Origin of the sequence: Xanthomonas vasicola, from assembly GCF_000772705.2 — a bacterium.
Taxonomy (GTDB): Bacteria; Pseudomonadota; Gammaproteobacteria; order Xanthomonadales; family Xanthomonadaceae; genus Xanthomonas; species Xanthomonas vasicola.
Window position 1 is genome coordinate 46,741 of sequence record NZ_JSBW02000086.1, and the last position, 12,510, is coordinate 59,250.

General features: G+C 64.1%; 13 protein-coding genes and 1 other RNA gene. 11 read left to right on the top strand and 3 right to left on the bottom strand.

The window, feature by feature from the left end; translation table 11 throughout:
• Positions 1–130 precede the first annotated feature (130 nt).
• The 10 genes from NX05_RS19240 to NX05_RS19285 all read left to right on the top strand — a co-directional run bounded on the left by NX05_RS19240 (position 131) and on the right by NX05_RS19285 (position 9,354).
• On the top strand, positions 131–499 hold the full coding sequence (locus NX05_RS19240; protein WP_052239634.1) for a YerC/YecD family TrpR-related protein: 369 nt from the start codon (positions 131–133) through the stop codon (positions 497–499).
• Positions 468–1,382, top strand: a complete 915-nt coding sequence (hisG, locus tag NX05_RS19245; protein WP_017113117.1) for an ATP phosphoribosyltransferase — start codon at positions 468–470, stop codon at positions 1,380–1,382. Before NX05_RS19240 ends, hisG begins: the two co-directional genes overlap by 32 nt.
• Complete coding sequence (gene hisD / locus NX05_RS19250; RefSeq protein ID WP_039435238.1) at positions 1,379–2,674, top strand: histidinol dehydrogenase; 1,296 nt, start codon at positions 1,379–1,381, stop codon at positions 2,672–2,674. The genes hisG and hisD overlap by 4 nt, the downstream gene beginning before the upstream one ends.
• Positions 2,671–3,762, top strand: coding sequence for a histidinol-phosphate transaminase (hisC, locus tag NX05_RS19255; RefSeq protein WP_039435235.1), 1,092 nt, complete (start codon positions 2,671–2,673; stop codon positions 3,760–3,762). The genes hisD and hisC overlap by 4 nt, the downstream gene beginning before the upstream one ends.
• Complete coding sequence (hisB, locus tag NX05_RS19260) at positions 3,759–4,886, top strand: bifunctional histidinol-phosphatase/imidazoleglycerol-phosphate dehydratase HisB (protein WP_039435232.1); 1,128 nt, start codon at positions 3,759–3,761, stop codon at positions 4,884–4,886. The genes hisC and hisB overlap by 4 nt, the downstream gene beginning before the upstream one ends.
• The gene (hisH, locus tag NX05_RS19265; protein ID WP_039435229.1) at positions 4,883–5,485 is read left to right on the top strand and encodes an imidazole glycerol phosphate synthase subunit HisH; all 603 of its coding nucleotides are present in this window, start codon (positions 4,883–4,885) and stop codon (positions 5,483–5,485) included. Before hisB ends, hisH begins: the two co-directional genes overlap by 4 nt.
• Entirely contained in the window at positions 5,482–6,216 is a 735-nt protein-coding gene (gene hisA / locus NX05_RS19270) for a 1-(5-phosphoribosyl)-5-[(5-phosphoribosylamino)methylideneamino]imidazole-4-carboxamide isomerase (RefSeq protein WP_039435226.1), read from the top strand. Before hisH ends, hisA begins: the two co-directional genes overlap by 4 nt.
• Complete coding sequence (hisF, locus tag NX05_RS19275; protein ID WP_039435223.1) at positions 6,210–6,986, top strand: imidazole glycerol phosphate synthase subunit HisF; 777 nt, start codon at positions 6,210–6,212, stop codon at positions 6,984–6,986. The genes hisA and hisF overlap by 7 nt, the downstream gene beginning before the upstream one ends.
• A complete protein-coding gene (gene hisIE, locus NX05_RS19280; RefSeq protein ID WP_039435220.1) occupies positions 6,976–7,596 on the top strand; it encodes a bifunctional phosphoribosyl-AMP cyclohydrolase/phosphoribosyl-ATP diphosphatase HisIE in 621 nt (206 codons plus the stop codon). Before hisF ends, hisIE begins: the two co-directional genes overlap by 11 nt.
• A gap of 171 nt (positions 7,597–7,767) precedes the next feature.
• Complete coding sequence (locus NX05_RS19285; protein ID WP_039435219.1) at positions 7,768–9,354, top strand: calcineurin-like phosphoesterase C-terminal domain-containing protein; 1,587 nt, start codon at positions 7,768–7,770, stop codon at positions 9,352–9,354.
• 452 nt (positions 9,355–9,806) lie between these two features.
• Here NX05_RS19285 and NX05_RS19290 read toward each other — a convergent pair whose 3' ends face one another.
• Positions 9,807–10,883: a C13 family peptidase gene (locus tag NX05_RS19290; protein ID WP_039435216.1), complete on the bottom strand. Its 1,077-nt coding sequence runs from the start codon at positions 10,881–10,883 to the stop codon at positions 9,807–9,809.
• A 205-nt stretch (positions 10,884–11,088) separates the two neighbouring features.
• Here NX05_RS19290 and NX05_RS23240 point away from each other — a divergent pair.
• Positions 11,089–11,164: non-coding RNA, sX9 sRNA (locus NX05_RS23240), on the top strand.
• A 57-nt stretch (positions 11,165–11,221) separates the two neighbouring features.
• On the opposite strand, the gene mtnC is transcribed toward NX05_RS23240, so the two are convergent.
• Complete coding sequence (gene mtnC / locus NX05_RS19295; RefSeq protein ID WP_039435213.1) at positions 11,222–11,920, bottom strand: acireductone synthase; 699 nt, start codon at positions 11,918–11,920, stop codon at positions 11,222–11,224.
• A gap of 2 nt (positions 11,921–11,922) precedes the next feature.
• Positions 11,923–12,489 carry a 1,2-dihydroxy-3-keto-5-methylthiopentene dioxygenase gene (locus NX05_RS19300; RefSeq protein WP_039435211.1) on the bottom strand — a complete coding sequence of 189 codons (567 nt, stop codon included), beginning with the start codon at positions 12,487–12,489 and terminating at the stop codon, positions 11,923–11,925.
• Between the last annotated feature and the right edge of the window lie 21 nt (positions 12,490–12,510).

A 12,510-nucleotide genomic window follows, 5' to 3' on the forward strand; every position in this document is an offset into this window, starting at 1 on the left:
ATCTGGATGTCAGTGGGCGTTTTCGTAATGGCACGCGCGCAAACAGTCACCGTATGAATGCTTCGGTTCGGTCAACTTGTCTCCTCGCCGCCGTTGCGCTAATGTACTAACACGCTATTACATTAACGCAATGAAACAACGAACTGCCCCCCGCGAAAGTACCGACGTTACCGCCTCGCTCACGATGCTGGCCGATGCGCTGGCTCGCCTCAACGCGCCCGGCGCGGTCGAGGCGTTTCTGCGCGACCTGTGTACGCCCGCCGAGCTGGAAGCCATGGCCGACCGCTGGCGGGTGGTGCCGCTGCTGGTCAAGGGCGTGCCGTATCGCGAAATTCACGAGCTGACCCAGGTCAGCGTGACCACCATCGGGCGCGTTGCGCGCACCCTGGACCACGGTGCCGGCGGCTACGCCACGGCCCTGCGCGAGCAGTCTTCGCGCCCTGACGAATCCCAACTGAGAGAACAAGATGAGTGCTTCCACGGCAGCGCCGGCACGTGACCGGTTGCGTATCGCCATCCAGAAGAGCGGCCGTCTGGCCGAGCCAGCGCGCAGCCTGCTGGCCGCCTGTGGGCTGAGCTGGCGGCAGAGCCGCGACAAGCTGTTCTGCTACGGCGAATCGTTGCCGGTGGACCTGCTGCTGGTGCGCGACGACGACATCCCCGGCCTGATCGCCGATGGCGTTTGCGACCTGGGTATCGTCGGCCAGAACGAACTGGAAGAGCAGGCTGCAGAGCGCCGCCGCAATGGCTTGCCAGCCGCCTATCACGCGCTGCGTGGAGTTGGCTTCGGTCAATGCCGCCTGATGCTGGCAGTGCCGGAAGAATGGGACTGGCAGGGCGTGGCGCAACTGGCCGGCAAGCGCATCGCCACCAGCTACCCGGCGATCCTGGCCGATTGGCTGGAGCGCCAGGGCATCGATGCGGCGGTGGTGGAGTTGTCCGGTTCGGTGGAGATCGCACCGCGCCTGGGCACCGCCGATCTGATCTGCGATCTGGTTTCCAGCGGCGCCACCTTGGCCGCCAACCAGCTCAAGCCGGTTGAACTGGTGATGGAAAGCGAAGCGGTGCTGGCCGGCGCAGTGCGCGCGCCGGCCGATGCGCGCGCCGGCCTGCTGGCAATGCTGCTGCGGCGCATGGACGGCGTGCTCAAGCTGCGCGACAGCAAGCTGCTGATGTTCCGCGCCGAACAGGACGATGTAGATGCGTTGCGGCGCCTGCTGCCGGATGCCGACCCGCTGGTGCAACTGCCCGACGATGGCAATGGCGCGTTGCGTTTGCAGACGATGTGCCACGGCGCGGTGACCTGGCAACGCTTGGAAGAACTCGAACGCGCAGGTGCGCAAGGCCTGATGGTGTTGACGGTGGAGCGCTCGCTGGCATGAAAATTCTCGATTGGTCCCAACTCGACAGCGCCGCTCGGACCGACGCGTTGACCCGCCCGGTGCAGACCGTGGCCGCACAAACGCGCGATGCGGTCGCCGCGTTGATTGCCGACGTACGCACGCGCGGCGATGCGGCGTTGCGCGAGATCACTGCGCGCTTCGATGGCGTGTCGCTGGAGAGCTTCGCCGTGAGCGAAGCCGACTTCGCCGCCGCCGAAGTCGCCGTGGCGCCGGAATTGCGCCAGGCCATGCAGGATGCGGTGGCACGCATCGACACCTTCCACCGCGCCGGCATGAGTGAAGGTTATGCGGTGGAGACCGCACCGGGCGTGGTGTGCGAAAAGATCGTGCGCCCGATCGGTCGTGTCGGATTATACGTGCCGGCCGGCAGCGCGCCGCTGCCGTCCACTGCATTGATGCTCGGCGTGCCGGCGCGCCTGGCCGGTTGTCGCGAGGTGGTGTTGTGCACGCCGCCGCGCAAAGACGGCAGCGTGGATCCGGCAGTGCTGGTGGCCGCGCAGCTCACCGGCGTGCGCCGTGTGTTCAAGCTCGGCGGCGCGCAGGCGATTGCGGCGATGGCATATGGCACTGAATCGGTGCCGAGCTGCGACAAGCTGTTTGGCCCGGGCAATAGTTATGTCACCGAAGCCAAGCAGCAGGTGGCGCAATCCGGGGCTGCGGCGATCGACATGCCGGCCGGCCCGTCGGAAGTCTTGGTGATTGCCGATGCTGGCGCGCAACCGTCTTTCGTCGCTGCCGACCTGCTGTCGCAGGCCGAACACGGCCCAGATTCGCAGGTGTTGTTGCTTTCCGACAGCGATGCGTTGATCGATGCCGTGCAGGTGCAATTGGAGGTACAGCTGGCGCAACTGTCGCGTGCCGACATCGCGCGCCAGGCGCTGGCGCAATCGCGCTTGATCAAGGTGCAGACGCTGGATAAAGCGTTTGCGATCAGCAACCGCTATGCACCCGAGCACCTGATTCTTGCGCTGCGCGAACCGCGCGCGTGGCTAGCCCAGGTGGAAGCGGCAGGCTCGGTATTTCTCGGCGATTACACGCCGGAAGCACTCGGCGATTACTGCAGCGGCACCAACCACGTGTTGCCGACCAGCGGTGCGGCGCGCGCGTACAGCGGTGTCAGCGTGGCCAGTTTCCAGAACATGGTGAGCGTGCAGGCGGCCAGCAAGGCCGGCATCGATGGCATCGGCGAATGCGCGTTGATTCTTGCGCGGGCAGAAGGGCTAGACGCACACGCCAATGCAGTGGCGCTGCGCATGGGAGTGGCAGCATGAGCACGTCATCGATTCTGGATCTGGTACGCGAAGATCTGCGCGCATTCGCGGGGTATGCGTCGGCGCGCACCAGCGCATTAAAGGGCGATGTGTGGCTCAACGCCAACGAGTCGGCGTGGGGCAATCCGGCCGATCCAAGCGCCAGCACACGGCGCTATCCCGACCCGCAACCCAAGGGCCTGCGCAGTGCGCTGGCGGCGCTGTACGGCTGCGCGCCGGAGCAGCTGCTGATTGGCCGCGGCAGTGACGAGGCGATCGATTTGCTGGTGCGTGGCCTGTGCGTGCCAGAGCGCGACGCGGTGCTGGTCACGCCGCCGGTATTCGGCATGTACGCTGTGTGCGCGCGGCTGCAGAATGCGCCACTGGTGGAGGTGCCGCTGGTCGATGGGCCTGACGGTTTCCACGCGGACATCCCGGCAATTGTGGCAGCGGCCTTGGCGTCGAACGCCAAGCTGGTGTTCCTGTGCTCGCCGTCTAATCCAGCCGGTTCGACGATCGCACTAGACCAGATCGAACACGCGCTGCAGGCATTGCAGGGCAAGGCGCTGGTGGTGGTGGACGAGGCTTACGGTGAATTTTCTGATGTGCCGTCGGCAGTCGGTCTGCTGGCGCGTTACGACAATCTCGCTGTGCTGCGCACGCTTTCCAAGGCGCATGCCTTGGCGGCTGCGCGTATCGGCACGCTGATTGCCAATGCTGAGCTGATTGCCTTGCTGCGCCGCTGCCAAGCGCCGTATCCGGTGCCGACGCCCTGCGCGGCGATGGCCGAGCAGGCGTTGTCTGCGCCAGCGCTGGAGGTGACCCGCCGGCGTATCGCCGAGGTACGCAGTGAACGCGAGCGCGTGCACAAGGCGCTTGTGCAGCTGACCGGTGTGCGACAGGTCTATCGCTCGCAAGGCAACTTCCTGCTGGTGCGTTTCGACGATGCCGAAGCAGCCTTCCAGGCATTGCTGGAGGCCGGTGTGGTGGTGCGCGATCAACGCGCAGTGCCGCGCTTGTCCGACGCCTTGCGCATCACCTTGGGCACACATGAACAGAACGAGCGCGTACTGAGCGCGCTGCAACGCACACAGGAGGCCGCCGCATGACCCCGATTCTCTTCGTCGACCGTGATGGCACGCTGATCACCGAGCCGGCCGACTACCAGATCGATGCGTACGAGAAACTACGCTTCGTCGATCACGTGATTCCGGCGATGCTCAAGCTGCGTGATGCCGGCTACCAGTTCGTCATCGTCAGCAACCAGGATGGGCTGGGCAGCGAGAGCTTCCCACGCGCCTCCTTCGACGGCCCGAATAACCTTATGCTGCAGATCTTCGCCAGCCAGGGCATCGAATTCCGCGAAGTGCTGATCGATTGCAGCTGGCCATCCGACAACGCACCCACGCGCAAGCCCGGCGTCGGCTTGATGGTGCCGTATCTACAGGACCGCACTATCGACTGGGCGCGCTCAGCGATGGTCGGCGACCGCATGACCGACATCCAGTTCGCGCAGAACCTCAATATCCGCGGTTTTCAACTGCGCACAGACGAGTTCGGCGGCGAGTGGGACTGGCCCGGCATCGCCCACGAGCTGGCCGATGCGCCACGCCGCGCGGTAGTCCAGCGCAACACCAAGGAAACCAGGATCCGCGTCGAACTGGATCTGGATCGTATCGCCGAGCCCAAAACCGCCACCGGCCTGCCGTTCTTCGACCACATGCTGGAACAGATCGGCAAGCATGGCGGTTTTGCGCTGGACATCCGTGCCGAAGGCGATCTGCATATCGATGAGCACCACACCATCGAAGACACCGGCTTGGCCCTAGGTCAGGCGTTGCGCGAAGCGCTGGGCGACAAGCGCGGTATCGGTCGCTACGGGTTCGATCCGGAAAGCAGCCCGTGGCAGGTTGCCGGCGACACGGCGCAGCATGGCTTCACGTTGCCGATGGACGAAACCATCGCCAGTGCTGCGCTGGACTTCAGCGGCCGGCCGTATTTCGTCTTCGATGGCGACTTCAAGCGCGAGCGCGTTGGGGACATGCCCACCGAACTGGTGCCGCATTTCTTCCGCTCGATCTGCGATGCGTCGGGCCTGAATCTGCATCTGAGCGTGCGCGGCGAGAACGATCACCACAAGGTGGAGGCCTGCTTCAAGGCGTTGGCGCGTGCATTGCGTCAAGCGATTCGCCGCGAGGGCACCGCGTTGCCCACGACCAAGGGCACGCTATGACCGATGTTGCGCTGATCGATGCCGGCGGCGCCAATCTGGGCTCGGTGCGCTATGCATTGGAACGGTTGGGCGTTGAGGCACGCGTGGTGCGTGATGCGGCCGGCTTGCAGGGCGCGCAGCGGGTGATACTACCCGGTGTTGGCGCTGCGCCAGAGGCGATGTCGCGTTTACGCGCGCAGGGCTTGGTCGAGCCGTTGCGCGAGCTGCAGGTGCCGTTGATCGGTATCTGCTTAGGGATGCAGTTATTGTTCGAACATTCCGAAGAAGGCGATGTCGAGTGTCTGGGTCTGCTGTCGGGCATCGTGCGCCACATGACGCCCGCGCTTGGCATTCGGGTGCCGCATATGGGCTGGAATCAGCTGGTGACGATGCGCGAATCCGCATTGCTGGCTGGCCTGCTGGAGCGCGCCAGTGCCTACTTCGTGCATGGCTACGCTGCGCCGGTCACGCCCGACACGGTAGCCGCCTGCGATCACGGCGGGTTGTTCACTGCCGTTGTGCAGAACGGCCTGCGCTGCGGCGCGCAATTCCACCCTGAGCGCTCTGCCGACACGGGTGCACGCATCCTGCGCAATTTTCTTGAGATGAGCTTCCCATGAGTTTCACGGTTTACCCGGCGCTGGATATCCGTAACGGCCGCGTGGTGCGCCTGCTGCAAGGCGATTACGCACGCGAAACGCAGTACGGCGACGACGTGCTGCCGCGCGCGCAGGCGTTTGCGGATGCCGGCGCACAGTGGATGCATCTGGTCGATCTGGATGCGGCGAAAGCGGGCGGCTACACACTGGCCACCACACTTGGCGAGATTGCGCGCACCACCGGCTTGCAGGTGCAGACCGGCGGTGGTGTGCGGTCGCGCGATGATGTAGCGCGCATTCTGGGTGCGGGCGCCGCACGCGTGGTGATCGGCTCGTTGGCGGTACGCGACAGCGAGAGGGTGATTGGTTGGCTGCGGGAATTTGGTGCGGATCGCCTGACGATTGCACTAGACACGCGCCAGGATGCATCTGGCATCTGGCAGTTGCCAGTGCATGGCTGGACCGAAACCGCAGACGCCACGTTGGACCAGTTGGCGGTGCGTTACGCGCAGGCCGGTCTGCAACATCTTCTCTGCACCGACATTGCCCGCGATGGCATGTTGTCCGGCCCCAACATGGCGCTGTACAGGCACTTGCGTTCGCTGACGCCGCAGCTGCAGGTGCAGGTCTCCGGTGGCGCGCGCAGTCTGGCCGATGTCGCCGCTGCCAAGACCGCAGGTTGCGCCGGCATCGTGCTCGGCAAGGCATTGCTCGAAGGGCATCTGAATCTTAACCAGGCACTGGCATGCTGAGCCGTCGCATCATTCCGTGCCTGGACGTGCGCGACGGCCGCGTGGTCAAGGGAGTCAAGTTCCGCGACCACATCGACATGGGCGATATCGTCGAGCTGGCATTGCGCTACCGCGCGCAGGGCGCCGACGAACTGGTGTTCTACGACATTGGCGCCAGCCCTGAGGGGCGTTCGGTCGACTACACCTGGGTCGAACGGGTGGCGCGCTTGATCGATATCCCGTTCTGTGTCGCCGGAGGTATTGGCGATATGGAAACGGCGCGTGCGGTGCTACACGCCGGTGCCGACAAGATATCGATCAACTCGCCCGCGTTGGGCCGCCCGCAATTGATCTCCGAACTGGCCGATGCCTTCGGCGTGCAATGCGTGGTGGTCGGCATCGATTCGATTCGCGAGGACGATGGCGAGTGGCGCGTGCGCCGCTACACCGGCGATCCGAGCAAGACCCAGGCGCTGCCGATGCGCACGCTGGATTGGGTGGCCGAAGCGCAGCGGCTGGGCGCAGGCGAAATCGTGCTCAATTGCATGGACAACGACGGCGTGCGCCGCGGATACGACATCGCTCAGCTGCGGCAGGTGCGCGCGTTATGCCGCGTGCCGTTGATCGCTTCCGGCGGTGCTGGCGAGATGCAGCACTTTGCCGATGTGTTCGACCAGGCCGATGTGGATGGCGCACTGGCGGCCAGCGTATTTCATAGCGGTGCGATTCCGATTCCGGAACTCAAGCAATTCTTGCGCGCGCAACAGATCGAGGTACGCGATGGGCAGTAACGAAGTGGCAACGGGCGACGCGCTCGCTGCGCTGGATTGGAGCAAGGGCGAGGGCCTGTTGCCGGTGATCGTTCAGGACGCCGACAACCTGCGCGTGCTGATGCTGGGCTACATGAATGCCGAAGCGTTGGCAGTGACCCAGCAGCGCGGCGACGTCACCTTTTTCAGCCGCAGCAAGCAGCGCTTGTGGACCAAGGGCGAGAGCTCGGGAAACGTGTTGCGCGTGGTGTCGATCGAGACTGATTGCGATGCCGACACACTGCTGGTGCAGGCGCGCCCGCATGGGCCGACCTGTCATCTGGGCCGCACCAGCTGTTTTGCCAGTGCGCCCGGGCAGTTCCTGGGTAGCCTGGATGCGTTGGTGGCCGAGCGCGAGCGCGAACGCCCGCACGGTAGCTATACCACCAAGCTGTTCGAGCAAGGCATTCGCCGCATCGCGCAGAAGGTGGGCGAGGAGGGAGTGGAAACAGCGCTGGCTGGTGTAGTGCAGGGCGATGACGATTTGCTCGGCGAATCGGCCGATCTGCTGTATCACCTGATCGTGCTGCTGCACGCACGTGGGCTGGGTCTTGGCGATGCGGTCGCGTTGCTGGAATCGCGGCACAAGTAACTGGGTCGTATAGGAGCGCACCTGGGCGAGCCGGGGCGTTCCCAATAATGCCCGTCGCGCCCGGGTGCGATCGTACGGATGTGTGTCGCCATGTCTTCCGACCTTCGTACGCGCGCTGTGCGCGTCGCGATGGCATGTACAATTTCCGCTGGTCTTCGCGCGGGAAAATGCATGCAACCTCGCTTCGTTTTGTTGGCACTGGGCCTGCTCGCGGGAAGCGCATACGCGCGCGACACCACGGTCGATGGCGTCGTCTATGAAGAGCGCGACGGGCGCGACGGCCGCAGCGCCGATGAGCCGGGCATTGCCGATGTGGCTGTCTCAAATGGCGAGCAAATCGTGCGCACCGATGCGCAGGGCCGCTACCGCCTGCCGGTGCGCGATGGGCAGACGGTATTCGTGATCAAACCGGGCGACCGCCGCTTTGTGCCAGCCGCCGACGGCTTGCCGGCGTTTTGGCGCCACTACGAACCCAGCGGTTCTGCAAAACACAAATACCCCGCTATTGCAGCAACCGGCCGCAGCACGGGTAACTGGGATTTCGCGTTGACGCCGCGCGCCAGCATCGCGGCCGATGGTTTTCAGATGCTGGTGTTTGCCGACAGCCAGACCGCCAGCCTTGCCGACGTTGGCTACTACCAGCGCGATATTGTGGCACCGATCATCGGCAAGACCACGGCGCGGCTGGGCACGACGCTGGGCGATATTGTCAGCGACGATCTGAGCCTGTATCCGGCCTTGAACAAGGTCACCATGCAGCTGGGCGTGCCGTGGTTCCATGTGCCGGGCAATCACGATCTCAACCTGGACGCGCACGACGATGCGCAGTCGCTCGACAGCTGGCACGCGGTTTACGGCCCCGATACCTACGCGGTGGAAGAAGCCAACGCCAGCTTCGTGTTTCTGGACGATGTGATCTACACGCCCGGCGGTAAACAGGCCTATATCGGTGGCCTGCGCGATGATCAATTCGCGTTCCTGCAGAATTATCTGGCGCAGCTGCCACGCGACCGGCTATTGGTGCTGGGCATGCATATCCACCTGTTCGATGCAGTGCCGGGGCAGGAAACCTTTCGGCACGTCGATCGCCGCCGCCTGTTCGCATTGCTGAAAGAGTTTCCGCATGTGTTGGTGCTCAGTGGCCATAGCCATACCCAGCGCCAGGTGGAGCATGGTGCGGACGAAGGCTGGCAGGGCGCACGCCCGCTGCACGAATACAACGTGGGCGCGGCTTGCGGTGCGTTCTGGTCGGGTGCCAAGGACGCCGACGGCATTCCGGATGCGACCATGAGCGACGGCACTCCCAATGGCTATGCGGTGCTGCAGGTTGCCCCCAGCGGCGACTACACGCTGGCCTATCACGCCGCGCGCGCGGCCGATGATGCGCAGTTGCTGCTGCATGCGCCCAAGGTGCTGCGCAAAGGTGCGTATGCGGCGTGGGGCATCTACGCCAATGTGTTCATGGGCCAGGCCGACACCGTCGTTGAGATGCGCATCGACAACGGCGCCTGGCAGCCGATGAAGCGCGTAGAGCGCGCCGATCCGCGCGTGCTGGCAGAGAACGTGCGCGACGATGCGGCCGATGCGCTGCGCGGTTACGATCGCTCGCCGGAGGCCACGCCGTCGACGCATCTCTGGCGCGGCGCATTGCCGACCACCCTGGCAGTGGGCGAGCACACCGTCGAGGTGCGTGCGACTCTGCCGACCGGGCAGTACAACGCTAGCAAGGTATATCGCCTGCAAACTGCTGAGCCGTAAGGCACATAACAGCGATGGTCGCCTAATGCCCTTCTTCCACCGGAAGAAGCTGCCGTGAAGGGGCGGATAAGGGTGCACGCAATGCTGACATCATCCAACCCCTCGGGCACCTCGCGCCAATGAGAATCTAGAGCACGCCAAACGATTGCTCGTTACGTTGTAGCCGCTCTTGTTGCAGCGGCAGTGGGCCGTGTCTTGGTGATATCCAGCACGGGCTGATGCGTTGCTGCGGCCTCGCAGCGTTAACGCATTACGTCGGATGCGACGCTTCCTCCCGATCGCCACACACACAAACGCCTCCACAAGGGAGGCGTTTTGGGATCCGGGCTGGCAGGCGTTGGCGCGCTGGCGAAGATCGGTGCTGGCTGGCGAGTTGCTGGCTGGCCGGGCGAGTCTAGCGATACCGCGCCGATGTTGACGAAATGAGAATTAGTCGCAGAAATTCACTGTGGTTATCGAGTGGATGCGGCAGGCACGCGTGGCGGCCTGGACGGCGAGCTCTCTGCTTCCGCTGCCTTTGAGCGCTTCGCATCATCTACCGCTGCATCGGTCGGTTGGGTGACTGAATCGACGTCCGGGTCAGCGTCAGCATCCACGTCCACAGGCGGATACGGGTACGCAACCGCCGGCCCGAGATGCACGCCCGCGCGCCAACGTGCCAGTACCGGCGCGATGCGTTTGCCCAGCGACTGCTGCGGCAACGACGGCAACTCGCCTTCCTGTTGCTCGCGTGCGGTGATGGCGGCTTTGGCGATTTCGAATGCGGCCAGCGGGTCGTCGCTCTGGTTCATCGCATCGATCAACCACGCCTGCCCGAAGTAGGTGGCGTTGGACGTGTTGCCGCAGCCAAACGAGGGCCGGTCGGCACGCGCGGCGGTGAGGATCAACGTCTGCGGCGAGCGCAGCGCGGGAATAAAGCCGCCCGAATAGCAGGCCGACAACACGATGATGCGCTTGTCGATGCCTGCATCGTCCAGCGCCGCACGCAGATCCTGCGGGCTGATGAAATCCTCTTCTTTGGCGTCCACCTGCACGTACAGGTTGTGGTCTTCGGTACCGTGGGTGGTGACGAACAGCAGCAGCGCATCTTCCTTGCGATCCATGCGCTTGCCGATCGCAGCCAGCGTGTCGTACAGATTGTCGTAGGTCGCCAACGGCGCGTACGGATGCTCGCCCAGGTTGTCCGGGTTGTTGACCAAGGTGACCACGCGCCCACGCGCATCGAAACGCTGCTCGAACAGCTGCTTGAGGTACAGCGTCTCGTTGCGAAACACATCGTCGCTGGCGTCGCCAGCAAAGCCGACCACGTATAGATCGGTGAGGCCAGGGCGCTGCGGCTGCAGTGCTTTCAATGCGTGCGCAAGCGCGGCCTGATCGACCGGATCCACCGCGTCCTGGCTCGCTGCGGCCTGCGCCGGCAATGCAGCTCCGGCATCCGAATGGCAGCCGGCAATCAGCGCAACGACAACGATCAGCAGCGAGAATCGCCGCAACAAGGCACTCGGTCCAAAGGGAAAATGCAGCGACATGAAAAACGCCGAGAGCTAGGGAGACGGGGTGAGCAGCTGCGCGCGGTGATTGCAACGCAGACCAGCATCCCGTCAGGGAGATGCAGATAACGCGTGTGTCGCCGCAACGTACCACCGGCTCACGTAGCGCCAAGATTAGTTAACACAACGACTAAGCGAACAGTTACGCAGCCGTCATGCGGGCGAGGTCGGCGCTCGCCGCGGCGCACACCACGCGTACGCTGCGGCTTCTCCACGCCGTCCACGTCCACCTGACGACTGCACGCCACGTTTTAGTAACCTAGACAAACATCGACCGCGTTCACCAACAGGGAGCGCGGTCGCCTGGCCAAGCGTGCTTAAAACACCAGCTGGCTAAAGCTTTCCACGCGCTGATGGCTGCCGACATCATCGGCCGAACGCGGGGTGGGGTAGTCCTCCCGGCGGTCCAGCAGCGCGGTGCGCATCCCGGTACGCTTGGCTGCATCGAGCTCTTCGATCACATCTGACAGGAACAGGATCTCCGACGGCGGGACACCGATGCGCTCGGCAATCCGGCGGTAACTGGCGGCTTCCCGCTTGGAGCCCACTTCGGTATCGAACCAGTCGGTCACCAGTTCGCTCAAATCGCCGGCATCGCTGTGTGCGAAAAACAACTTCTGCGCCGGCACCGAGCCGGACGAATACACGTACAGCGGAATGCCCGCCGCGTGCCACGCCTTCAGCTGGATCGCTGCATCGGCATACATATGCGCGGTGAAGTCTGCAGTCTTGTAGCCGTCGCCCCAGATCAAGCCCTGCAAGGCCTTGAGCGCGGTGTGCTTGCGGTCCTCGTCGATCCAGGTCTGCAGCGTGGTGATCAGCACCTCGTCCGGCACGTCCTCGCCGATTTCATCGGCCACCTGGTTGAGCCAGTGGCGCACCTGCGGATGATTGCCGTGCTCGCGCACGTAAGCGGGCACGGCGCGGCGCGCATACGGGAACAACACATCCTTGACGAACGAAATGCTGCTGGTCGTACCTTCGATATCGGTGAGGATCGCTTGCGGTCGTGTCATCGTCAGCTGGCCTTGTGAGGTTTCTCGGGGGCGTAGCGGGGGAATTGTTTGGCGATTTCGGTGCCGGTGAAATGACCGACCCAGCCGTCCGGCTCGGTGAAGAAACGGATCGCCACGAAGTGCGGCTCCGGCCCCATGTCGAACCAATGCAGGGTGCTGTCGGGCACGGCGATCAGATCGTCCTTGACGCATTCGATCTCATAAACCTTGGCGTCCACGTGCAGCGTGAACAGGCCCGAGCCGGCGACGAAGAACCGCACTTCGTCTTCCTTGTGGAAGTGCTCGTCCAGAAACTTGGCGCGCATTTCTTCGCGCTTGGGGTTGTCCGGCGCGATGCTCACCACGTCCACGGTCTTGAAGCCGCGCTCGGCGCTGATGCGGTCGATGTCGACGCGGTAGGCATCCATCACCTGCTCGGGCGTGGCGCCGGGTTCGACCGGCGCGCTGGCGTGCCAGCGTTCGAAGGTCACGCCAATCTTCTTCAACTCGGTGGCGATCGCATCGCCATCGCGGCTATCGAATTGGGGTGTGGCGGGATTGGTGTCGGCGAAGATACGCAGTCGGCTCATGGCGGTCTGGCTCACGAATGG